Genomic DNA, 22,192 nt, shown 5'->3' with positions numbered 1-22,192 from the left:
ACGTGCTATTGTCGGGGGATTCGGCTTATAATGGGGGAGACTATCGGAACAGGAAGGAGGGCGGACCGTGATCGTTCATTCATTCCCGCCGATTATCGACCCCGGCTGCCGGATGCTGGTTCTGGGCAGCATGCCGGGCGCGGCGTCCTTGAGGGCGCATCGCTATTATTGGAACCCCCGCAATTACATGTGGCGGATTTTGTACGCCTTGTTCGGGGATGGCAGGGAGCCTGACGAAGCATACGAGGACCGGATTGCCTTCGCGCTTCGCAGCGGCGTCGCCCTATGGGATACGATCGCAAGCTGCGAAAGGAACGGCAGCCTGGACAGCGAAATTCGCCAGGCGATCCCCAACGACATTCCGGGGCTGCTCGACGAATATCCGAACGTGCGGACGATCATCTGCAACGGGACGAAATCGTTGGCGGAATTGACCAAGCATTTCGGCGAGCATCCGGAGGTGCGCAAGCGGGAGCTGCTGCGAATGCCTTCTACCAGCCCGATTCCAACGCGGGATTACCGGGGGCTGGACGATCGGCTCGAGGCCTGGAAGCGGCTGCTGGAAATATGAGCAAAGGGCCGACCTGTAGCGGAGTTGCTTAAGATAATCGACATGTAAAGAGAGGGGTATGTACCTCCTGGAGATGCCTCATACGCTCCTGAAATCACCCTATCACGGGTTAATCATTCCCATTTCAGGAGCGTATAGCATCGGAAGGAGGTACATACCCCTTGCACATTTAGCGTCGATTATCTTTACATAGCAGCTTGAAGCGCTTATAGATCAGCCCTTTATTATTTCGTCAGCTGTTCCATCTGCTCGATCAGGCCTTCGAATACGCTCATCGCCTGGCGGATCGGCTCGGGAGAGGACATATCCACGCCGGCCTTTTTCAGAATGTTGATCGAGTAGTCTTTGCCCCCGCTTCTCAGGAAGCCGAGATAACGGTCGACCGCGGGCTGGCCTTCGTCGAGAATTTGCTTCGAGAAGCTCGTCGCGGCGGAGAAGCCGGTCGCGTACTTGAAGACGTAGAAGCTCGTGTAGAAATGGGGAATGCGCGCCCATTCCATCTCGATATCCTTGTCGACGACCATATCCTTGCCATAGTACTTCACGTTCAAGTCGTAGTAGATCGAGCTGAGCTCCTGCGGCGTCAGCGCCTCGCCCTGCTCCGCCTTCGCATGAATGATTTTCTCGAACTCCGCGAACATCGTCTGGCGGAACACCGTCGTGCGGAACTGATCGGCGTAATAGGTGAGCAGGTACATTTTCTCCTTCGGATCGGTTGACTTGCCCAGCAAATAATTTATCAGCAGCGCTTCGTTCAGCGTGGAGGCGACCTCCGCCAGGAAAATCGTGTACTGCGCGTCTCGGTACTCGTTGCTCTCGTCCGAGAAGTACGAGTGAAGGGCATGGCCCATCTCGTGCGTGAGCGTGAACATGCTGTTCAGGTTGTCGTTATGGTTGAGCAGCACGTACGGGTGCGTGCCGTAGGCGCCCCAGCTGTACGCGCCGCTGCGCTTGCCCTGGTTTTCGTAGATATCGATCCAGCCGCCGTCGAAGCCCTCCTGCAGCACTTTGCGATAATTGTCGCCGAGCGGCGCCAGGCTGTCGTACACCGTTTTCTTCGCATCCTCGTAAGTGATGTTCAGATCGAACTCCTCGACGAGCGGAGCGAACAAGTCGTACATATGCAACTCGTCCAGCTTAAGCAGCTTCTTGCGCAGGTCCATGTAGCGGTGCATAAGCGGCAAAAACTCGTGGATGGTCGAGATCAGGTTGTCGTAGACCGATTGCGGCACGTTGTCCCCGAACAGCGACATTTCCAGGGCGGAAGGATAATTCCGGGCTTTGGCGTAAAACAGGTTTTTCGTGACGTTGGCGTTCAAGGTGGCGGCCAGCGTGTTGCGCCATTTGCCGTACGTCTCGTACATCGCTTTGAAGGCGTCCCGTCTGACGTCCCGGTTTTTGCTCTCCAGAAACTGTATGTAACGGCCATGGGTCAGCTCGACTTCTTCGCCTTGCTCGTTTTTCACCTTCGGGAATTTCAGATCGGCATTGTTCAGCATCCCGAAAATCGTGCTCGGCGCCTGCGAAACGTTGCCGACTTGGGCGAGCAGCGCCTCTTCGCTCTTGGAGAGCGTGTGCGGCTTCTGCCGGAGCATCTCTTCCAGCGAGCGCTTATATTTGGCCAAGGACGGATCGGCGATCAAGTCGGTCAACTGCTGTTCGGACAGGCTGAGAATTTCCGGCGTGATGAACGACGTCGCTTCGCCGACTTCCACGCCGAGCTTTTTGGTTTTATCGGACAGGGCCTGGTACTTCCCCTCCGCCATGTCTTCGTGATGGCGCATGTTCGCGTACACGTAGAGCCGTTCGGTGAGCAAAGAAATCTCGTCGTCGAGCGCGAAGCAGCGGGCGATGGCGTCCGCGTCCCGCAGTTTGCCCTGATAGCCGGCAATCTCTCCGGTCAGCTTCTTGACCTGGCTGTATTCGGCATCCCAGGCTTGCTCGTTCGGATACAGATCCTCGAGCTTCCAACGGTGCTCCTGCGGCACTTCGGATCTTGCGGCGACTTGTTTCATGGGCATATTCAACCTCCTGGAAGATGGGTCGTATTGGGCAGAGACGGCGGTGCACAGCAAAGACAGGGCCGCGACCGATGCGGTCAGCGGCAGGAAAAGCTTCTTCATGGCGAGCCTCCGGTCAAGGAATAAGTTACCGGAGTAGTATGCCCTTGCTAGGCGCCCATAATGAAGAAGTTATAGACGATCAGGAAAAAGGCGAACAGGACGAGCGCGATCGTAATGAGGGCCATCGGACGCCGCAGGCGTTCGGGAATCCGCTCCCGGGTCAGGATAAGCACGACCGCCAAGCAAAAGGATGAAATAATAAAAATAAGATTGGCTTCGTTATTCATGAACGGCGGACTCCTTTGCAAAACGTTGCTGTTGATCCATCGTGCAGGTACTGCTTTCATTTAAACAGGGACTGCCGCCGCTTGCCGGAGTCAGATGCTTTTCAGCTTCTCCAGCGCGTTGCGCAGTCCGTCTTCGCCATCGGGAAAATCCTCGGGGAGGAACCGTTTTTCGGCCCAATCCATCATTTCCGGACGGCTGATAAACCGGTGGCACGTCTCGCCCCATTGATCCGAGATTTCGCGGACGACCAGCGTCTTTCCTTGAACCTCTACAGTCAGCATATTGTAGTTGTCGTGTTTATAGACGGTATGCTTAGCGAACATGGGACACTCCTGGACTAGGGCAGCTTGTGCCGTTTTTCTCCATCATAGAAGAGATCAGGGGAGAAATCAACGTAACGTTGGAAAAACAAGGGTTGACAGCCCGGCGATTCTGTGGGAGTCTACTGTGAAATCCGCCGGGGCGGATGAAGGTTGAAGAGGGAAGTTAGCCGAGACCAGACGAGACCAGACGAGATTGACGAGCCGAGAGGAGAACGGAATCAGATGACAAATGAAAAGGCTTTGCCGGCGTATCCGCAGACGGGAGTCGCTTCGACTTGCCGTTCGTTCGACGAGTATTGCGCCATGTTCGGACTGAAGACCGCGGATTTGCAAGGGCCGGTGCTTGACGTGGCGGGAGGAGCTTCCTCCTTCACCGCCCAGCTGCATGCGAGAGGGATTAAGGCGCTGGCCGCCGATCCTTTCTATGAGGGCAATGTGGAGGAAATCGTGACGACGGGGTACAGGGAGATCGAAATCGCGTCGGCCAAAATCGCTTCGCTGGCCGCCAGCTACGATTGGAGCTACTACGGCTCTCCGGAGCGCCAGCGCGAGATCAGGGAGCGCTCCATGGCGCTGTTCGCAGAGGACTTCCGCAAGGAAGATTCGCGAACCCGCTATTTTGCGGCGGCTCTGCCCGATCTGCCATTTGCGGATAATACGTTCGAATTGGTTTTGTGCAGCCATTTTCTGTTCCTGTATGCCGATGCTTTCGGCGAGGAATTTCATACGGCCGCGGTGCGGGAGCTCCTTCGCGTGCTTCGTCCCGGCGGCGAGCTCAGAATCTATCCGCTCGTCTCGTTAAAGTGGGAGCCCTATCCGTTTCTGGATGGGTTGATCGGGGCGCTCGAGAGCGCGGCCGAGCATGAGTTTTTGCCGACGGGCCTGCCTTTTACGCCGGTTCGCAGTCCGCTGCTGCGACTGGTCAAAAAGGCGGACGGAACGGGCTAAAGAGCGGTTTGAATATATTGCAGAAAAGGGTAATTTCGGGTATAATCATCGTATTCGCCGACTTACGGCGAGATTTTAGGAGGTTTTTCATTTGAGAGGAACAGTAAAATGGTTTAACGCAGAAAAAGGATACGGTTTTATTTCCGTAGAAGACGGCAACGACGTATTCGTTCACTTCTCTGCAATCCAAGGCGAAGGCTTCAAAACTTTGGATGAAGGTCAAGAAGTCGAGTTCGAAATTACCGAAGGAAATCGCGGTCCTCAAGCGTCCAACGTGGTTAAACTGTAAGTCGCGCTTGCGAGCGGACTTGCTTCTCATATCACGACCCAGCAGCAAAGCCCCTGGTGATCCGCCGGGGGTTTTGCTTTTTTCTGTCTCTGGGGCGCCGCCGGTGTACATAGGTAAACGTTGGACCTGCCGCCGGACCTTGATGTTCTACAAAATCGGTTATCCGTGTTAGGAAATACCTTGCGTGGCAGGCGATGTTCTAAGGAATCGAGTATTGGCCCCTTAATTCCGCTCAAACGGCGGACGATGTTCTAAGGAATCGAGTATTGGCCCCTTAATTCCGCTCAAACGGCGGACGATGTTCTAAGGAATCGAGTATCGGTCTCTTAATTCCGCTTAAACGGCGGACGATGTTCTACAAAATCGATTATCTCTCTCGGAAAGTCTGCTGTCTGACCTGAGATGGGCGACAAAGTCTGCTATCCTCCTCTCAAGAAACTCCCGACTTGCTAAAATGCATGCACATCCAACAACTTACATTGATTTTCTCAAACGAGATTCGAATAGCGAAGCCTCGGAAAAATCGCAGAATGGCGCTTCAACGGGCACAATAGACGGTGGAGAAAATTTTATAGAAGTTGCTTACATCAAGCCTTCAAGAGATCCGGCGAACGGGTGCATGACGAAAGAATATTAGTAAAGGCAAGCGGATCAAGTCCAGCGGAACAGGCGGATGGTAAGGGGCGAGGGATGTACGTCTAGGCGGCGAGAGGGTGAAGAGAGGGATATAGTCTAGGCAAACGGAGAGAAGGCGAGAGGACATTAGTCAAGATGAGCGGATGCAAACGCACGAGTTTTCGGTGTTGGCGGCGCTTTGAATGTTCGGCCGTCGCACCCCTTTGACCGCATGGCGGATAAAGTGGTAAAATTATTGGGTGATTTTTATCGATACTTATGTTCCCCGGGGGTACAAAGTTATGCCAAAATTCAAGCTGTTCGCCGATCGCAAAGGCAAGGCGGACCAGGCGAAAAACAATCGTTTCGTGAAGCTGGCGCGTGAAATTTACGTGCAGGCGCGCAGAGGCGGCCCGAATCCCGAAGCCAATTACGGGCTCAGGACCGCCATCGCCAGCGCGCGCGCAATCCAGATGCCGGCCGACAATATTGAAAGAGCGCTCAAGAAAGCGGCGGGAGCCGCGGACGGGGACGACTACGAGGAAATTATGTACGAAGGGTACGGCCCCGGCGGCGTAGCCATCATGGTGAAGTGTTTGACGGACAATCGCAATCGGACCGCTTCGGACGTTCGGGCGATTTTCGGCAAACGCGGCGGAAATCTGGGCGAATCGGGCTGCGTATCCTACATGTTCGATCACAAGGGGCTGCTCGTGATCGCCCGCGAGGACGACTCTCCGGACGAGGACAGCTTTATGATGGAAGCGTTGGAGGCGGGAGCGGAAGACGTGGTCGTCAGCGAAGAGAGCTACGAGGTGCTGACCGCAACCGAGGACTACGAAGCGGTGAAGACCAAGCTGGAAGAAGCCGGCTACAAGTTCGAGACGGCGAGCGTTCGCTGGCTGCCGCAAAATACGGTGGCCGCAGAGGGCGAGAACGCCGAGAAGCTGATGAAGATGATGGACGCGTTCGAGGATAACGACGACGTGCAGGACGTGTACCACAACTTCGAGATCAGCGACGAGGAAATGAGCCGCCTCGGCTAACGTCCTGCGGCGACAGCAGTCCCGCCGGACAATAACGTCTTCGGCGTCCTCCGGACGCAGAACCGCGTTTTTGTCGGAGATGATTCAGAACAGTTTTCCGAATCACTAAAAAAAGAGGCCTCCCGGCCTCTTTTTTTGCGCAGCTGAACGTCGCGAATCACTTGGCGCCGGCGGGCTCCAGCATATGGACCCGATCGATCGTACCGCCGCCCAGGCAGACTTCGCCGTCATAGAAGACGACCGCTTGTCCCGGCGTGACAGCTTTCTGCGGCGCGTCGAATTCCACCTTGTACGTTCCGCCGTCCATCGGCGTCAGCGTGACGCCTTGATCCGGCTGGCGGTAGCGGAATTTGGCCGTGCAGCGGACAGGGCCGGACGGCTCGTCCGGACTGATCCAGTTGACGCCGGCGGCGGTCAAGCCTACCGAATAGAGGCTGTGATGGGCGTCTCCCTGAACGACGTACAGCGTGTTCGTCTCCAAATCTTTGCTGGCCACGAACCAGGGCTCGCCGGTGCCGGAGCCGCCGATGCCGAGGCCTTGCCGCTGGCCGAGCGTATAGTACATCAGCCCGTCGTGGCGCCCCTTGACCTCTCCGCTGACGATATCGACCATATTGCCCGGTTTGGCGGGCAGGTACTGGCTCAGAAACTCCTTGAAATTGCGCTCGCCGATAAAGCAGACGCCGGTGCTGTCCTTCTTCTTGGCGGTGGCGAGTCCGGCCTCTTCGGCGATCTTGCGAACGTCGGGCTTCTGCAGATGTCCGATCGGGAACATGGCGCGCGACAACTGCTGCTGATTGAGCGCATGCAGGAAGTAGGTTTGATCCTTGTTCGCGTCGACGCCCCGGAGCAGCTCGTATTCGCCGTCCCGCAGCTCGAGTCTCGCGTAGTGCCCGGTCGCGATCGCGTCGGCGCCAAGCTCGAGCGCCTTTTGCAGAAACTCGCCGAACTTGATCTCGCGGTTGCACATGACGTCCGGGTTGGGCGTCCGGCCCGCCCGATATTCGGCCAGAAAATACTCGAACACTTTATCGTAATATTCTTTCTCGAAATTAACGGTATAATAGGGGATTCCGATCTGGTTGCACACCCGCCGCACGTCTTCCGCGTCTTCCTCCGCCGTGCAGACGCCGAACTCGTCGGTATCGTCCCAATTTTTCATGAATACTCCGACCACCTCGAAGCCTTGCTTTTTCAGCAACAGCGCGGTCACCGAGGAGTCTACGCCCCCGGACATGCCGACGACGACGCGCACCTTGGACGGGTCCGGGAACCGCGCCTTCAGCGATGCCGTATAGGCTTCCATATTGCTCATCCGCTTCATCACTCCTTGCCGCTGCGATACGGTTTCGATCTATTTTAGCACAAACCGTGCCATTTCTCACAATCGTCCGGTCGTTTCCTGAATAGGTTGCGTTTTTTTTGCCCAAAAAGAGAATAGTTATGATAACATATATGTATTATGGGGATACCCTCTATTCCAACAATCGCAATAAAGCCGGGTCTATAAGAACCGGACTCAAGCGAATTTAATCTATGCTGACGGCAAGAAAGCAGGTGTTCGATTTGAAAATTTCGACCAAAGGCCGCTACGGCTTAACGATCATGATGGAGCTTGCGGCCAAATTTGGCGAAGGCCCGATCTCTTTGAAAAGCATCGCGGAGAAAAACGGACTTTCCGAGCATTATCTGGAGCAGCTGATCGCTCCGCTTCGCAACGCGGGATTGGTTAAAAGCGTACGAGGCGCTTACGGCGGCTACATCCTTTCGAAAGACCCCGAGACGATCTCCTCCGGAGACGTGATCCGCATCCTCGAAGGACCGATCAGTCCGGTGGATTTCACCGAAGAGGACGATCCGGCCAAGCGCGACTTGTGGCTTAGAATTCGCGACAGCATCGCCGAGGTTCTCGACTCGACGACGCTTCACGATCTGATCACGTTTAAGGGCGCGGACAAGCTCGACAACTACATGTTCTACATTTAATACCGCGAGGTTTTGAAGAAGGTGCAGCATTTGAATACCATCTATTTCGACCATGCGGCGACGACTCCGATGCATCCGGCGGCGATCGAAGCTTATGTCGCGTGCGCTTCCGCGGGACCGAGCAATCCTTCCAGTCTGCACGGGTCGGGCCGCGCGGCGCGCGAGCGCGTCTCCGTCGCAAGGGATTCGCTCGCTGAGATGCTCGGATGCTCTCCGGCGGAGCTTGTTTTCACGGGCGGCGGGACCGAGAGCGACAATGCCGCGCTGTTCGGGGCGGCGTTCGCCCAGCGCAAGAAGGGGCGCAATCGAATCGTCGCGACGGCGGTCGAGCACCATGCGGTGCTGAACGTCTGCCGCCGGCTCGAGGCCGAAGGGTTCGAGCTGACGATTCTGCCCGTGGACGAATTCGGCCGGGTCAGGCTCGAGGACGCGCAGGCGGCGATCGACGAGCGTACCGCCGTCGTCAGCGTCATGGCCGGCAACAACGAGACGGGGACGCTGCAGCCGATCGCCGAGATCGGCGAGTTTGCGCGCCGCAGCCGGGCTTTGATGCACGTCGACGCGGTGCAGGCTTTCGGCTATTTGCCGATCGACCTTCGCGAGCTGCCGATCGATCTGCTGAGCGTCTCCGCCCACAAGATCAACGGTCCTCAGGGCGTCGGCCTGTTATACGTGCGCAGAGGAACGCCCTGGCTTCCTTCGCTGTACGGGGGCTCCCAGGAACGAAGCCGCCGAGCCGGCACGGAGAATGTCGCCGGCATTGCCGCCTTCGCCGCCGCGGCCGGCATCGCCCGCGCGCAGCGCCAAAGCCGCTGGCAGCACGCGGAGAGCGTAAGGGCGGAAGCTTTGCGGCAGCTGGCGGCGCATCTCGGCTCCGAGCGTTTCGTCGTGAACGGCCATCCGGAATTCCGGCTTCCCCACGTGCTGAACGTAAGCTTTCCCGGCATCTCCTCCGAAAGCATGCTGATGAATCTGGATCTCGCGGGCGTCGCCGCATCCGGCGGTTCCGCGTGCAATTCCGGTTCTCTGAAACCTTCCCATGTGCTTGAGGCCATGAATCTTCCTTCCGACAGAATCGCATCCGCGGTACGTTTCAGCTTCGGTTTGGGCAATACTACAGATGAGGCCGAAAAAATGGCGAAAATTATTGCAACTATTTCAGCGCGTTATGCGTAATACATTACAAGACGCTGAAGTCAGGAGCCCGCATGGTCCAAGTGGAGCGCATTCTCGGCTTGCCAGTGCTGCTCGAGAGCGGCAAGTGCGTCGGGAAAATCAAAGACATATGGTTCGACGAATTTTGGCGGCTGGTCGGCGTCGTGTTGGACAGGTATACGCGATCCGGGCTGTTCCGCAAGTTGTCCAAAATTGTTTACTGGAAAGATATCGTTCATCTCGGCGAAGACGCTTTGTTGATTCGCAACGGTGCGGCTGTCGCGTCCATTAACGGAAATGAGCTGCTGCGGACATTCCACTCCGGAGTCGTCCGGTTGAAGGATATGCCAGTCTATACGATCGAGGGACAATATTTAGGCAAAGTATCGGATGTTTATTTTAAGACGTCCGAGGGTACACCAATAATAGGATATGAGTTGACGGACGGTTTTCTCGCGGACGTGCTGGAAGGAAGGCGGAAGCTGATTCTGCCGGAAGCGCCGGACAAGATGACATTGGGCAACGATGCGATTCTCGTGCCGGCGTCTTACGAACGGATACTGACGAGAGAGCCTACGCGGAAAGTGACAGGTGAAGACGGATGATGAGATGTCCGAATTGCGGTTCTAAAGATATCGGTAAAATCGGTTCCCATCAATTTTATTGCTGGAGCTGCTTTATCGAATTGACGGTCAACGGAGAGAAAATGTCGGTTTACCAGGTGGAAGAGGACGGAACGTTAAGCTCGCTTGACGATTTGTTCTTCGACGAGCCGATCCCGGCTCCGATTCACGCCAACGGCATGTAAGACGCGCGCGAAGCGCTCCGCCCCCGGAATGGGGAGCGGAGCGCTTTTTTTTCTGGGGTGCTTGCCGGGGTCTCCCGGACCGTTAAGAGGTTGATGGTCGGGCGGACTCAGCGGATTAACGGTCTCCCGGACCGTTAACAGGTCGATGGTCGGCGGAATCAGCGGGTTAACGGTCTCCTGGACCGTTAACGGGTCGATAGTCGGCGGAATCAGCGGATTAAGGTCTCCCGGACCGTTAATGGGTCGATTGTCGGCGGAATCAGCGGATTAACGGTCTCCCGGACCGTTAACGGGTCGATAGTCGGCGGAATCAGCGGATTAACGTAGCGGCCCGGATGCGGGCTGGCGGCCGTTCTCCCGGAGGCTGGTTTATGCGCGAGGACAAGTGCATATACTGGAAGGGAATGCCCGTCCTGCGGATGCGGCCGCTGAAGGGGGGAGTACGGAGATGGAGACGTTCGCGAAAAGCCGCCTGTTTCGCGCGCTCGTGTACGCGATCCTCCTGCTGGTCGTCTTGTTCCTGGTTGTGCTCGTGCGTCCGATGCTGATGTCGGTTTACGATTTTCTCAAGGCGGTGCTGGCCCCTTTTCTCGTTGCGATGATCATCTCCTACACGCTGAATCCGATCGTCAATCTGCTGCACGACCGCAAAGTTCCGCGCACCGCGGCGGTGCTGCTCATCTATGCCGTTTTCCTCTCCGTATCCGTCGTGATTCTGATGAACGTCATTCCGATGTTCATGAAACAGGTCGAGGAGCTGAACGAGCATATGCCCGAGCTGACGATGAGAGCGCAAGGACTGGTCGACCATTTCAACAACAACAACGTGCTGCCGGAAGCCGTCAGGGACGGCATCAACCGGTCGATCGGGACGCTGGAGAAACGGATCGAGCAGTGGATCGCCAACTTCCTCAACAATATCGATTCCGTCGTCAACGTGCTGTTTATCGTCATGATCGTGCCTTTTCTCGCTTTCTATATGATGAAGGATCTGGATGTGTTCGAGCGCGCCGCCCTGCAGTACGTGCCCCGGGCGAGGCGCAAGCATGCGGTGCGGCTGCTGAAGGAGATCGATACCGCCCTGGGCAGCTACATTCGCGGCCAACTGATCGTGTCGTTCTGCGTCGGGGTGCTCGCGTACATCGGTTATTTGATTATCGGGATGCCCTATCCGCTGTTGATGGCCGGATTCGTCTCGCTGTTCGATATCATTCCGTATTTGGGACCGTTCTTCGGGGCGCTTCCCGCGCTCATCATGGCCACGACGGTATCGTGGAAAATGGTGCTGATGGTCATCGTCGTCAACATGATCTGCCAGAACCTCGAGAGCAACGTGATCAGTCCGCAGGTGGTCGGGAAATCGATGAAAATGCACCCGTTGACGATCATCCTCGTGCTGCTGGTCGGAGGGGAGCTGGCGGGCATCGTGGGGATGATTTTGGCGGTTCCGTTCTACGCGGCGATGAAAGTGGTCGTTCAGCACGTGGCGGCCTACTACATTCACCGAAAAACCGTTTGACAGCGCCGAACGGGGTTGTCTATAATTTGATGTGTCGTAACAAGATATGACGTCACAAATATTGCGCAACACGTTGACGAAGCATAAGTACCTCGCAGTCCGCATCGCCAGAGAGAAGATTTCTTGCCCGAAGGAAGTCGGCAGACCGACGAAGGACGGGCATGGCTGGAAAAATCTTCGTTGCGAAGGGCGCGGGAAGCTCGCTTCCGAGTGCGGATGCAAGTCCGCCGGCCCGGGCCGTTATCCCGTCAGAGGAGATCGCTTCCGCGGAAGCGATAACCAGGGTGGTACCGCGAAGCTATTCGTCCCTGATTTTGGGGGCGTTTTTTTTATTTTTTTCGAGAGAGCCGAGGAGGAATACCGAAACATGAAACCGATGAAAGCAGCAGAAATCCGCAGCAAATGGCTGGCCTTCTTCGCAAGCAAAGGCCATAAGATCGAACCGAGCTCGCCGCTCGTCCCCCATAACGATCCTTCGCTGCTCTGGATCAATGCCGGCATGGCGCCGCTCAAGCCTTATTTCGACGGACGGGTCATCCCGGAAAATCCGCGCATCGCCAATTCGCAGAAGTGCATCCGCACGAACGATATCGAGAACGTGGGCAAGACGCGCCGGCATCATACGTTTTTCGAGATGCTCGGCAACTTCTCCATCGGCGATTATTTTAAGGAAGAGGCGATTACCTGGGCCTGGGAGTTTCTGACCGGTCCGGAATGGATCGGCTTCGATCCGGAGCGCCTGTCCGTCACCGTCTATCCGGAGGACGAGGAGGCATATCGCTACTGGAACGAGAAGATCGGTCTGCCCCCGGAGAGAATCGTCAAGCTGGAGGATAACTTCTGGGACATCGGCGAAGGCCCGTGCGGCCCATGCACCGAAATTTTCTACGACCGCGGCGACAAATACGGCGATCTGTCCGATCCCGAATGCACGACGGGCGGCGAGAACGAGCGTTTCCTCGAGGTGTGGAACCTCGTGTTCTCGCAGTTTAACCATAACAAGGACGGCAGCTACACGCCGCTGCCGAATAAGAATATCGATACCGGCGCCGGCCTGGAGCGCTTCGCTTCGATTGTGCAGGACGTGGACTCGAACTTCGACACCGACCTGTTCATGCCGATCATCGAGCGCACGAGCGCGATCTCGGGCGCGACCTACAAGGCGAACGAGGAGCATGACGTCGCGCTGAAGGTGATCGCCGACCATATCCGCACCGTGGCGTTCTCCGTGGGCGACGGCGTGCTGCCGTCCAACGAAGGCCGCGGCTACATCATTCGCCGCTTGCTGCGCCGCGCCGTCCGATACGGCAAGGTGCTCGGCATCGACCGTCCGTTCCTGTGGGAGCTGACGCCGACCGTGGGCGAGGTGATGGGCGGCTACTACCCGGAGGTGCTGGAGAAGCGCGAATTCATCGAGAAGATCATTCGCACCGAGGAGGAGCGGTTCCACGAGACGCTGTCCGACGGTCTGGCGATCCTCGCCGAGCTGTGCGCCAAAGCCCGCGCCGAAGGAAGCTCCGCCATTTCCGGTCCGGACGCGTTTAAGCTGTACGATACGTACGGCTTCCCGTTCGACCTGACGGAGGATTACGCCGCGGAGCAGGGCATGACCGTTGACCGCGAAGGCTTCGACAAGGCGATGCAGGAGCAGCGGGACCGCGCGCGGGCGGCCCGTCAGGAGACGGACAGCATGAAGGTTCAGGGCGGGCCGCTGGCCGATTATACGGACAAGAGCGAATTTATCGGCTACGACAATCTGTCCGCGGAAGTCCGCGTGCTGGCGATTGTGGCGGACAACGAATTCGTCGACGTCGCCGGTGTCGACCAGAAGGTGCTGGTCGTGCTCGACCGCACGCCGTTCTACGCCGAGAGCGGCGGTCAGGTAAGCGACCGCGGCGTGCTGTTCGGCAGCGGCGTCAACGCCGAGGTGACCGGCTTGAGCAAGGCGCCTCACGGCCAGCCGGTGCATCAGGTCGTCGTCACCGGAGGGTTCCTCAAGGTGGGAGAGACGCTCACGGCTTCGGTCAACGCCGCGGACCGCGGGGATACGATCCGCAACCATACGGCGACCCACCTGCTGCACAGGGCGCTTAAGGACGTGCTCGGAGAGCATGTCAACCAGGCGGGCTCGCTCGTCGAGCCGGAGCGGCTGCGCTTCGACTTCTCGCACTTCGGCGCGATAACGCCCGAGGAGCTGGCCGAGATCGAGCGCCGCGTCAACGAGCAGATCTGGATCGGCACGGAGCTGGACATCAGCCTGAAGCCGATCGCCGAGGCGAAGGCGATGGGCGCGATGGCGCTGTTCGGCGAGAAATACGGCGACATCGTCCGCGTCGTCCGCGTCGGCGATTACAGCCTGGAGCTGTGCGGCGGCTGCCACGTTCGCAACACGTCGCAGATCGGCCTGTTCAAGCTCGTGAGCGAAGGCGGCATCGGCTCCGGCGTGCGCCGGATCGAAGCGGTGACCGGACGCCATGCCTACGCGTATCTCGACGACCAGCTCGGCCTGCTGAAGGACGCGGCCGCGCTGCTGAAGAGCTCCGTGGCCGACGTGCCGAGACGCGTCGAAGCGCTGCAGGGCGAGCTCCGCCAGGCGCAGCGCGACAACGAGTCGCTGCAGGGCAAGCTGGCCCGCCTGGAAGCGGCGGAGCTGGTCTCCGCGGCCCGGAAGGTCGGCGAGGTGACGCTGCTCGCCGCTCAAGTGAACGCCGGCGGCATGGACGCGCTGCGCGGCGTGGCGGACGAGCTGAAGCTGAAGCTCGGCTCCGCGGTGCTCGTGCTGGGGGCCGTCGACGGCGAGAAGGTGAACCTGGTCGTGGCGGTAACGCCGGATCTGACGAAGCAAGGCTTCCATGCCGGCAAGCTGATCAAGGACATCGCCGCGATCTGCGGCGGAGGCGGCGGAGGCAAGCCGGAGCTGGCCCAGGCCGGGGGCAAAGAGCCCGCGAAGCTGGCCGAAGCGCTGAAGGCGGCCGAAGGGCTCGTCCGGTCCCAGATTTCATAGCCACTAATTTCCTGTCGAACCGAGATTGTGTTATGATGAAGATATGGGTTTTAGTCAGTTACTGAAAGCGAGGTGCTGGAGATGAGCACGTCGGATAAAAACCATTTCGATCAAACCGTCAAATTCGATGTCGTCGCCGACCCGCACGAAGTATCGGCGCGCGATATTCTGTTCAAGGTCCACGACGCGCTGGTGGAGAAAGAGTACAATCCGATCAACCAGATCGTCGGTTACCTGCTGTCCGGGGACCCCGCCTTTATCCCGCGGCACAACAACGCGCGCAGCCTGATCCGCAAGAAGGAGCGCGACGAACTGATCGAAGAGCTCGTGCGCTTCTATCTTCAGCAGAACCGTTGACGATGCGGGCGCTGGGGCTGGATTACGGCGAGAGACGGATCGGCGTGGCGATGAGCGACCTGTTCGGCTGGACCGCGCAGGGACTGGAAGTGATCGACCGCAAAGTCGTCGCCGATCCGGAGGCGCGCATCGCGGAGCTGGTCGGGCAGCACGAGGTGGGCACGATCGTCGTCGGTTTGCCGAAGAACATGAACGGCACGATCGGGCCGAGTGGGGAAAATTGCATCGCATTCGCGGAGCGTCTTCGGCAAAAGCTAGAATTGCCGGTGGAACTATGGGATGAAAGGCTGACGACGGTATCCGCGGAGCGGACGCTGCTCGAGGCCGACGTAAGCCGGAGCAAACGCAAACAAGTGATCGACAAGATGGCGGCGGCGATTTTGCTGCAGAGCTATCTTGAATCGGTATCGAAAAGAAACGAGGGAATCGTCCATGACGGATTTAAACCATAACGAAGAAGAAGCGGAATTGATCTACATTACGGACGACGAAGGCAACGACGAGCCCTTCGAAGTCGTCATGCGCTTCGAGCTCGACGACGGCACCGACCGCAAATACATGATGGTCGTGCCGGCCGACGAGGAAGGGGACGAGGAGCAGGAAGTGTTCGCTTTCCGCTACGACGAGGACAACGAAGGCGAGATCAAGCTGTACCCGATCGAGGACCCGGCGGAATGGGATATGGTCGAGGAGACGTTCAACACGCTGATCGGCGAGTTCGGCGAAGCCGATGACTGATTCGCGCGGCGACGGGCAGGCGTCGGAGGAGCTGCGCGGCCGTTACGGGGACAGCATCGAGCTGCAATCCGAGGACGGGGCGGCGCAGCTCTACCGCATCGCGGCCGAGCTGATCGTGAACGGCCGGCGTTATGCCGTGCTGCAGACGGAAGAGATGCGGCGGGACGACGAGATCGAGGTGTTCCTGATCGGGACGAACGCGGACGGCGAGATCGAACTCGAGTCCGTCGCGGATGAGGAAGAATGGGAGCTTGTCGCCGAAGCCTTCGACGATATGCAGTTCGGCAGCGAAGAACGGCCGTGAAATCATCGATCGAAGAGCGGGCGACCGCTCTTTTTCTTGGCGATTCAGAAAGCGCATCATCCGCAAGCCTTCTCTGAATCGTTTTCGACAAAAACGCGTTTCTCCGTCCCAAGGGCGCCGAAGGCGTTTTTGCTTGGCGAGACAGGTTTGCTGGAGGGGAAGATAGCTTGAATAGAGACGACGATACGACTACGGGATGGAGATCCATTTACGGGGACAACGGGAAGGACGGGGCGAACGGACCGACGGACAAGCGGGAGACGGCCGCGGCGACGGAGAGCGGAAGATTGCCCGCGCTGTCCCGCGTGGCTTCGCGCGCCGAAGGCCCCGCAAGGGAAGCCGAGCCGGACGACCGCTCCCCGGCCGCCCGGACTTCCCGGCAGGAACCGAACGCGAGCACGACATCGGTTCCGGCCGTGCGCCGGCGCAAGCCCAAGGTGCTGCTCTGGTCTTTCCTGATCGCCCTATGCCTGGTATTGGCCATAGCGGGCGGCACGTTATTTTATGTTTGGAACGGCTTAAGGCCGACTCCGGCGTCCGCGCCGGTGAAGTTCACGATCACCTCCGGCATGCGCGCGTCGAAGGTCGCCGAATTGCTGGAGGAGCAGGGACTTATACGTAACGCTTTTCTTTTCGGAAGCTGGCTGAAGCTCGAAGGAGAAGGCTCCCGCTTCCAAGCGGGGGAATACGAGCTGACGCCGGGCATGACCCGGGAAGCCATTGTAGACAAGCTGAACAAAGGGGATACGATCGCGGCGGAGACGATCAAGTTCACGATCCCCGAAGGCTTCACCGTACCGCAGATCGCCGAGCGGCTCGCGGAGAAAGCCGGAGCGGACAAGGAGAAGTTCCTGGAGGCGGCGAGCAAGCCGGAGCTGTGGACCGGGTCCGTCTGGACGAAGGATCTGCCGGAGAAGGGCAATCTTCGTTATCCGCTGGAGGGTTATCTGTTCCCCGAAACCTACGAGATGAAAGCCGGAAGCACGGAGACGGAAATTGTGAACCGCATGCTGGCCGAATTGGACCGCAAGCTCGATCAATTGCCGGAGGACTGGCTTGGCGTCCTGGAGGAGCGGGGACTGACGGTGCACAAGCTGCTGACGATCGCTTCGCTGGTCGAACGGGAAGTTGTCGTCGACGAAGAGCGGCCGATCGTCGCCAGCGTCATACAGAATCGGTTGAACAAGAAAATGCCGCTGCAGATCGACGCGACGATCCAATACTTGCTCGACAAGCAGAAGGAACGGCTGCTCGAAGCGGATTTGAAGGTGGACAGTCCGTACAACACCTATATGAACCAGGGACTTCCTCCGGGACCGATCGCGACCCCGAGCCTGAAATCGATCGAGGCCGCGCTCTACCCGGATCAAACCGATTATCTGTACTACGTCACGAAGAAGGACGGGACGAATACCCACCTCTTCGCGGAAACCTACAACCAGCACCAGAAGAACATCAAATTGAGCGAGAAGAACGTCGCTCCATAACATTCGCGTTCGCAAGAATGCGCGCCGACCCGGCGAGCGGTTCCGCAATTTGGCGGAGCCGCTTGCCGGGTCGAAGATTTCCCGGAGGTGCATTGCCATTACGACAGCGATACCCGAATTGCTCATATCCGCCGGCTCCGTCGGCCAGATAAAGCGTTACGTCCAAGCCGGAGCCACGGCCATTCTGATCGGAGAATCCCGATTCGGCATGCGGCAGCCGGGGGAGATTGGCCAGGAGGCGCTGCAGGAGGCCGCGGCAGCGGCTCATCAAATGGGCGCGAAAGTATACGTAAACATGAACAAGCTGTTCCGCAACCACGAGCTGGAAGGGCTGCCCGACTATTTGCGCGCCGTTCGCGCGGCCGAAGCGGACGCCGTCGTCTTCGGCGATCCGGCGGTCTGGATGAACGCGCGCGAGCACGCTCCCGATCTGACGCTCTTCTGGAACGCCGAGATGACGGGGACAAATTCGTCCTCCGCGTCCTATTGGGGCAAGCGCGGGGCCGCGCGGGCCGTCGTCGCCCGCGAGCTGAACGAAGAGGAGCTTGTCGATCTGAAAGCCAGGTCGAAGATGCAGATCCAGGTCCAAGTTCATGGCATGACGAATATCTATCATTCGCATCGCAATCTTCTGGAGAGCTATATGCAGCATCTTGGCCGCGAAGCGACGCTGATTCGCAAAGGGCCGGACAAAGGGCTGTTTCTCGTCGAGGCCGAACGGCCGGACGAGAAGTTTCCGGTATACGAGGACGACAACGGCACCCACGTGATGAGTCCCGACGACGTCTGTCTGCTCGAGGCGCTGCCCGAGCTGATCCGCGCGGGTATGGACAGCTTCTATATCGAGCCGCTGCTCAAGAGCGAGGAATATAACGAGACGGTGCTGAGGAGCTACCGGGAAGCGCTCGACCGCTGGCGGGAAGATCCCGACGGCTATATTCCGGACGAGCGGGCGCTGGACGACATCCGACGGCTGCAGAGCCCGGACCGGGAATTGGGCTTCGGATTTTTGTACAAGGAACAGGTCTATTGATCGGACTTGATCAGGAGGAATGAAGATGAGTCGAGTCGCAACGCGCGTCAAGCCGCGCTACGCGGGCAAGAGGACGCGTCTGGACAAGCCCGAGCTGCTGGCTCCGGCCGGCAGCCTGGAAAAATTGAAATTCGCCGTCCATTACGGTGCGGACGCCGTCTATATCGGAGGACAGAAATACGGCCTCCGTTCCAATGCCGACAATTTCAGCATCGAGGAGATGCGCGAAGGCGTCGCCTTCGCCGCCAAGTACGGGGCCAAAGTATTCGTGGCGACGAATATTTACGCCCACCAGGAGGACCTGGACGGGGTAGCCGATTACTTGCGGCAGCTCGAGGACGCGGGAATCGCCGCCATTATCGCCGCGGACCCGGCCATTGTGGAAACCGCGCAGCAAGTCGCGCCCAAGCTGGAGGTTCATCTGAGCACGCAGCAATCGACGATGAACTGGCAGGCGGTGCAGTTCTGGAAGGAGGAAGGACTGCCGCGCGTTGTGCTGGCCAGGGAGACGACGATGGACGAGATCGCGGAAATGAAAGCGAAGGTCGACGTCGAGCTGGAGGTGTTCGTCCATGGCGCGATGTGTTCCTCCGTGTCGGGGCGCTGCGTGCTGTCCAACCATTTTACCGACCGGGATTCGAACAGAGGCGGCTGCTGCCAATCGTGCCGCTGGAAATACGACCTGCACGCCGACGAGCAATCGGTCATGGAGCCGGGAGAGAACCTGTTCACGATGGGCTCCAAGGATCTGTGCATGATCCGGCATATTCCCGATTTGATCGACGCAGGAGTCGACAGCTTCAAGATCGAAGGACGAATGAAGAGCATCCATTACGTCGCGTCCGTCGTGAACGCGTATCGGCAGGCGATCGACGCGTACATGGCCGATCCGGATAACTACGAGCTGCGCCCGGAATGGGTCGAGGAGATCGGCAAAGCGGCGAACCGTCCGCTGAACACCGGATTCTTCTATTCGACTCCGGGAGCGGAAGAGCATATTTACGAGCCCGAGGAGAAGGCGGCGCCGTACGATTTCGCGGCGGTCGTAATCGAATACGACGAAAGCGCCGGCATCGCCGTCGTGCAGCAGCGCAATCCGTTCCGTCCGGGGATGGAGGTCGAGTTTTTCGGCCCCGGGGGCCGGCGGTTCGTTCAGCGCCTGGACGAGTTTACGGACGAGCATGGGACCCCGCTGACCGTCGCGCGTCACCCTTTGCAGCAAATTCGCGTCAAAACCGATCGGCCCGTAGCCCCGCTCGACATTATGCGCAAGAGACTATAGTGTTAAATTAGGGTAATATTTTTTTTAGGATCGCCCAAGAAATAAGAGGAAAAAGAAATAGACTTGTCGAATTTGTCACACAAAGGTAAACTTAGCCAACCAAGCGGCCGATAATTACTTTGTTGTGTTCAGGCAGGTCTATTTTTATATGCCGTTAGTCAGTCGTCACTACATAGTTGGAGGGTAATAGCAGATGAAACAATCGTGGCGTGAGAAAATGGGATCGATGAATTTGAAGAAAGCTTCGAATTCCGTGAGCGGTCTGTCCAAAAAGGTTGGCGGTCAATTAAAGGAAACGAAGTTCGAGAATCCGATTCGCTCCGTCGGAATGAAGCTGTTTTTGCTTATATTTTGCAGTATTCTGGCTTGCGTAATGATTTTGGGATGGTTTTCTTATTCCAAGTCGAGCTCGATCATTCAGCAGAAGGTTGCGGATTCGAGCAGTCAGACCGCGGTGCAGACGGCCGGCAAGATCGCACTTATGCTCGAAGGCTACGAACGCCAGTCGCTGCAATTCATTACCGATTCGTCCTTCATTAACCTGCTGGGCACTCTGGCGGTCTCCATGGACGATTATGAAATGTTCGATACGGCGCGTCAACTGACGGAGAAGCTGAACAGCGTCGCCATGGCCGATTCCAGCTATGAGTCGATTTCCCTGATTCCGATGTACGAGGGCGGGCAATTTATCTCCACCGGCACGTCGCTGAACCGGGAAGCTGTCGCCGAGAAGCCGTTCCTGACGACGATCGCGGAGGCAAACGGCCGGGCAACCTGGATTCCGACGATGCCCAAAGGCCTGGACGACAATCGCTCCACTCCGACTTTCGTCTTGGGACGTCTGCTGAATCAAGGCAAGCCTTATCTGCTGATGCTCGAGATCAAGATCAAGACGCTGGAAGACGAGATGAAGTCGGTCAATTTCGGCGAAGGCAGCTCCGCCTACATCGTCTCCTCCGACAAAACGATCGTATACGGTCCGAACGCCGAGAAGATGGGTACTCCGTACGAGTACGATTTGCCGGGAGAAGACTCTTCCGCGACGATTACGATCGACGGGACCAAAGTCCTGTCGTCGGTCGGATTGATGGAGAACAACGGCTGGCAGCTGCTCGGCAACATTCCGGTATCCGAGCTTGTCAAGGACGCCAAGGCAATCAGCAATCTTACGTGGCTGATGTCGCTGATCGCGGCGCTGATCGCGGCCGGTATCGGGATGATCGTCATGCTGACGGTCGGCCGTCCGCTGGCTCAGCTGCGCACGCTGATGAACGAAGGCGAGCGCGGCAACCTGACCGTTCGTTCCACCAACCGCAGCAAGGACGAGATCGGCCAGGTGTCCGAGAGCTTTAACCGGATGATGGAGGAAATTACCGGACTGGTTCGCCAGACGAACCAATCCGCGCAGGAGGTGCTGGAGACGGCGACTTCGCTGTCCGACGCCTCCCGCAAGACGGCCGGAGCGGCCAAAGAAATCGCCGTCGCGACCGAGGAGATCGCCAACGGCGCGACGAATCTCGCGGTGGAAGCCGAGAAGGGCTCGGATCTGACCGTCCAGATCGGCACGCAGGTTCAATCCGTCATCGATTCCAACCTCGAGATGGGACAATCGGCCAACGAGGTCGAGGAAGCCGGCCGCACGGGCTCCGTCTACATGGATAACCTGATCCAGAAGACGGGACAGACGGAAGAGATGACGCGTTCGATGGTCGAGAAGGTGGACAAGCTGCAGGAAAGCACCGGCTCCATCCGGAAAATTCTCGACGTGCTCGGCAATATCACGAAGCAGACGAATATTTTGTCCTTGAACGCCACGATCGAAGCGGCGCGGGCCGGAGCGGCCGGCAAAGGCTTCATGGTCGTCGCCGACGAAATCCGCAAGCTGGCCGACCAATCCCGCGAATCGATCGGCATCGTCGGCGGCATCGTCGAAAATATTTCGCGCGAGATCGACGAAACGGTCAGCGTTCTGTCCGAAGCTTATCCGATCTTCCAGGAGCAGATCGACTCGGTGCGCGAAGCCAATCAAATTTTCGTCACGGTGCAGGACAATATGAGCGGATTTATCAACAGGCTGTCCTCGGCTACGGATTCGGTTCGTCAGCTCGAAGGCGCCCAGAATACGCTCGCTCTCGCGATGAGCAACGTCAGCGCGGTCGCCGAAGAAGCGTCCGCCACGTCCGAGGAAGTCGCTTCCTTGAGCAACGAGCAATTAAGCATCAGCGACGGTCTGGTGCAGCTGTCGAACAACCTCGAGGCGGTATCGGGCAAGCTGCGCGAATCGCTCAGCCGCTTTACGGTATCCTAAGTTTTAATTTGCGCGAAGAGGTCTTCTCCGATTTCATGGAGAGGGCCTCTTTTTCATATCGTCTTCAA

The 22,192-nt window shown here is 58.0% G+C and carries 22 protein-coding genes; 18 read left to right on the top strand and 4 right to left on the bottom strand.

Annotated elements, in window-relative coordinates:
* Positions 1–67: 67 nt before the first annotated feature.
* A complete protein-coding gene (locus ACFFT4_RS34865; RefSeq protein ID WP_378054424.1) occupies positions 68–571 on the top strand; it encodes a DNA-deoxyinosine glycosylase in 504 nt (167 codons plus the stop codon).
* Between the two features lie 224 nt (positions 572–795).
* Here ACFFT4_RS34865 and pepF read toward each other — a convergent pair whose 3' ends face one another.
* The 3 genes from pepF to ACFFT4_RS34850 form a co-directional block, all read right to left on the bottom strand.
* Positions 796–2,586, bottom strand: coding sequence for an oligoendopeptidase F (gene pepF / locus ACFFT4_RS34860; RefSeq protein WP_378054508.1), 1,791 nt, complete (start codon positions 2,584–2,586; stop codon positions 796–798).
* A gap of 155 nt (positions 2,587–2,741) precedes the next feature.
* Complete coding sequence (locus ACFFT4_RS34855; RefSeq protein WP_378054422.1) at positions 2,742–2,921, bottom strand: hypothetical protein; 180 nt, start codon at positions 2,919–2,921, stop codon at positions 2,742–2,744.
* Between the two features lie 90 nt (positions 2,922–3,011).
* Entirely contained in the window at positions 3,012–3,245 is a 234-nt protein-coding gene (locus ACFFT4_RS34850; RefSeq protein WP_378054420.1) for a hypothetical protein, read from the bottom strand.
* 222 nt (positions 3,246–3,467) lie between these two features.
* Between ACFFT4_RS34850 and ACFFT4_RS34845 the strand changes: the two genes are divergently transcribed.
* From ACFFT4_RS34845 to ACFFT4_RS34835, 3 genes are all read left to right on the top strand, one after another.
* Positions 3,468–4,193 carry a class I SAM-dependent methyltransferase gene (locus tag ACFFT4_RS34845; RefSeq protein ID WP_378054418.1) on the top strand — a complete coding sequence of 242 codons (726 nt, stop codon included), beginning with the start codon at positions 3,468–3,470 and terminating at the stop codon, positions 4,191–4,193.
* 91 nt (positions 4,194–4,284) lie between these two features.
* Positions 4,285–4,482, top strand: coding sequence for a cold shock domain-containing protein (locus ACFFT4_RS34840; protein WP_378054416.1), 198 nt, complete (start codon positions 4,285–4,287; stop codon positions 4,480–4,482).
* 917 nt (positions 4,483–5,399) lie between these two features.
* Positions 5,400–6,143, top strand: coding sequence for a YebC/PmpR family DNA-binding transcriptional regulator (locus ACFFT4_RS34835; protein WP_378054414.1), 744 nt, complete (start codon positions 5,400–5,402; stop codon positions 6,141–6,143).
* Between the two features lie 157 nt (positions 6,144–6,300).
* Here ACFFT4_RS34835 and mnmA read toward each other — a convergent pair whose 3' ends face one another.
* Positions 6,301–7,449 (bottom strand): tRNA 2-thiouridine(34) synthase MnmA, encoded by a 1,149-nt coding sequence (gene mnmA, locus ACFFT4_RS34830; protein ID WP_378054505.1) that lies wholly within the window; start codon positions 7,447–7,449, stop codon positions 6,301–6,303.
* Between the two features lie 260 nt (positions 7,450–7,709).
* On the opposite strand from mnmA, the gene cymR reads away from it, so the two are divergent.
* From cymR to ACFFT4_RS34760, 14 genes are all read left to right on the top strand, one after another.
* Positions 7,710–8,129, top strand: coding sequence for a cysteine metabolism transcriptional regulator CymR (gene cymR, locus ACFFT4_RS34825; RefSeq protein WP_378054503.1), 420 nt, complete (start codon positions 7,710–7,712; stop codon positions 8,127–8,129).
* A gap of 30 nt (positions 8,130–8,159) precedes the next feature.
* Positions 8,160–9,305 carry a cysteine desulfurase family protein gene (locus ACFFT4_RS34820; protein ID WP_378054412.1) on the top strand — a complete coding sequence of 382 codons (1,146 nt, stop codon included), beginning with the start codon at positions 8,160–8,162 and terminating at the stop codon, positions 9,303–9,305.
* 32 nt (positions 9,306–9,337) lie between these two features.
* The gene (locus tag ACFFT4_RS34815; protein ID WP_378054410.1) at positions 9,338–9,889 is read left to right on the top strand and encodes a PRC-barrel domain-containing protein; all 552 of its coding nucleotides are present in this window, start codon (positions 9,338–9,340) and stop codon (positions 9,887–9,889) included.
* Complete coding sequence (locus tag ACFFT4_RS34810) at positions 9,886–10,092, top strand: YrzR-like zinc ribbon domain (RefSeq protein WP_378054408.1); 207 nt, start codon at positions 9,886–9,888, stop codon at positions 10,090–10,092. Before ACFFT4_RS34815 ends, ACFFT4_RS34810 begins: the two co-directional genes overlap by 4 nt.
* A gap of 448 nt (positions 10,093–10,540) precedes the next feature.
* Positions 10,541–11,611 (top strand): AI-2E family transporter, encoded by a 1,071-nt coding sequence (locus tag ACFFT4_RS34805; RefSeq protein WP_378054406.1) that lies wholly within the window; start codon positions 10,541–10,543, stop codon positions 11,609–11,611.
* Between the two features lie 376 nt (positions 11,612–11,987).
* The gene (alaS, locus tag ACFFT4_RS34800; protein ID WP_378054501.1) at positions 11,988–14,615 is read left to right on the top strand and encodes an alanine--tRNA ligase; all 2,628 of its coding nucleotides are present in this window, start codon (positions 11,988–11,990) and stop codon (positions 14,613–14,615) included.
* Positions 14,616–14,696: 81 nt separating this feature from the next.
* On the top strand, positions 14,697–14,972 hold the full coding sequence (locus tag ACFFT4_RS34795) for an IreB family regulatory phosphoprotein (protein ID WP_378054404.1): 276 nt from the start codon (positions 14,697–14,699) through the stop codon (positions 14,970–14,972).
* Positions 14,973–14,974: 2 nt separating this feature from the next.
* Positions 14,975–15,424, top strand: coding sequence for a Holliday junction resolvase RuvX (gene ruvX, locus ACFFT4_RS34790; RefSeq protein WP_378054402.1), 450 nt, complete (start codon positions 14,975–14,977; stop codon positions 15,422–15,424).
* Positions 15,405–15,710 (top strand): DUF1292 domain-containing protein, encoded by a 306-nt coding sequence (locus tag ACFFT4_RS34785; RefSeq protein WP_378054400.1) that lies wholly within the window; start codon positions 15,405–15,407, stop codon positions 15,708–15,710. Before ruvX ends, ACFFT4_RS34785 begins: the two co-directional genes overlap by 20 nt.
* On the top strand, positions 15,703–16,014 hold the full coding sequence (locus ACFFT4_RS34780; RefSeq protein ID WP_378054398.1) for a DUF1292 domain-containing protein: 312 nt from the start codon (positions 15,703–15,705) through the stop codon (positions 16,012–16,014). The genes ACFFT4_RS34785 and ACFFT4_RS34780 overlap by 8 nt, the downstream gene beginning before the upstream one ends.
* 167 nt (positions 16,015–16,181) lie before the next feature.
* A complete protein-coding gene (gene mltG, locus ACFFT4_RS34775; protein ID WP_378054396.1) occupies positions 16,182–17,501 on the top strand; it encodes an endolytic transglycosylase MltG in 1,320 nt (439 codons plus the stop codon).
* A 118-nt stretch (positions 17,502–17,619) separates the two neighbouring features.
* Positions 17,620–18,534, top strand: coding sequence for a peptidase U32 family protein (locus ACFFT4_RS34770; protein WP_378054394.1), 915 nt, complete (start codon positions 17,620–17,622; stop codon positions 18,532–18,534).
* A 19-nt stretch (positions 18,535–18,553) separates the two neighbouring features.
* A complete protein-coding gene (locus ACFFT4_RS34765; RefSeq protein WP_378054392.1) occupies positions 18,554–19,816 on the top strand; it encodes a peptidase U32 family protein in 1,263 nt (420 codons plus the stop codon).
* Between the two features lie 193 nt (positions 19,817–20,009).
* The gene (locus tag ACFFT4_RS34760) at positions 20,010–22,124 is read left to right on the top strand and encodes a methyl-accepting chemotaxis protein (RefSeq protein WP_378054390.1); all 2,115 of its coding nucleotides are present in this window, start codon (positions 20,010–20,012) and stop codon (positions 22,122–22,124) included.
* The last annotated feature ends 68 nt before the right edge of the window (positions 22,125–22,192 follow it).

The organism is Cohnella cellulosilytica (genome assembly GCF_042431195.1).
Classification (GTDB): Bacteria; Bacillota; Bacilli; order Paenibacillales; family Paenibacillaceae; genus Cohnella; species Cohnella cellulosilytica.
Note: the sequence above shows the minus strand (reverse complement) of the source record. Positions and strands in the feature narration are given on the sequence as shown.

Bases quoted from the DNA above. Each gene is read 5' to 3' on its own strand.
- ACFFT4_RS34805 (WP_378054406.1), top strand. From the start codon at position 10,541: ATGGAGACGTTCGCGAAAAGCCGCCTGTTTCGCGCGCTCGTGTACGCG.
- ACFFT4_RS34850 (WP_378054420.1), bottom strand. From the start codon at position 3,245: ATGTTCGCTAAGCATACCGTCTATAAACACGACAACTACAATATGCTG.
- ACFFT4_RS34785 (WP_378054400.1), top strand. From the start codon at position 15,405: ATGACGGATTTAAACCATAACGAAGAAGAAGCGGAATTGATCTACATT.
- alaS (WP_378054501.1), top strand. From the start codon at position 11,988: ATGAAAGCAGCAGAAATCCGCAGCAAATGGCTGGCCTTCTTCGCAAGC.
- ruvX (WP_378054402.1), top strand. From the start codon at position 14,975: ATGCGGGCGCTGGGGCTGGATTACGGCGAGAGACGGATCGGCGTGGCG.
- ACFFT4_RS34760 (WP_378054390.1), top strand. From the start codon at position 20,010: ATGAAACAATCGTGGCGTGAGAAAATGGGATCGATGAATTTGAAGAAA.
- ACFFT4_RS34815 (WP_378054410.1), top strand. From the start codon at position 9,338: ATGGTCCAAGTGGAGCGCATTCTCGGCTTGCCAGTGCTGCTCGAGAGC.
- ACFFT4_RS34765 (WP_378054392.1), top strand. From the start codon at position 18,554: ATGAAGATGAGTCGAGTCGCAACGCGCGTCAAGCCGCGCTACGCGGGC.
- pepF (WP_378054508.1), bottom strand. From the start codon at position 2,586: ATGAAACAAGTCGCCGCAAGATCCGAAGTGCCGCAGGAGCACCGTTGG.
- ACFFT4_RS34810 (WP_378054408.1), top strand. From the start codon at position 9,886: ATGATGAGATGTCCGAATTGCGGTTCTAAAGATATCGGTAAAATCGGT.
- ACFFT4_RS34855 (WP_378054422.1), bottom strand. From the start codon at position 2,921: ATGAATAACGAAGCCAATCTTATTTTTATTATTTCATCCTTTTGCTTG.
- ACFFT4_RS34845 (WP_378054418.1), top strand. From the start codon at position 3,468: ATGACAAATGAAAAGGCTTTGCCGGCGTATCCGCAGACGGGAGTCGCT.
- ACFFT4_RS34835 (WP_378054414.1), top strand. From the start codon at position 5,400: ATGCCAAAATTCAAGCTGTTCGCCGATCGCAAAGGCAAGGCGGACCAG.
- ACFFT4_RS34795 (WP_378054404.1), top strand. From the start codon at position 14,697: ATGAGCACGTCGGATAAAAACCATTTCGATCAAACCGTCAAATTCGAT.
- mnmA (WP_378054505.1), bottom strand. From the start codon at position 7,449: ATGGAAGCCTATACGGCATCGCTGAAGGCGCGGTTCCCGGACCCGTCC.
- ACFFT4_RS34780 (WP_378054398.1), top strand. From the start codon at position 15,703: ATGACTGATTCGCGCGGCGACGGGCAGGCGTCGGAGGAGCTGCGCGGC.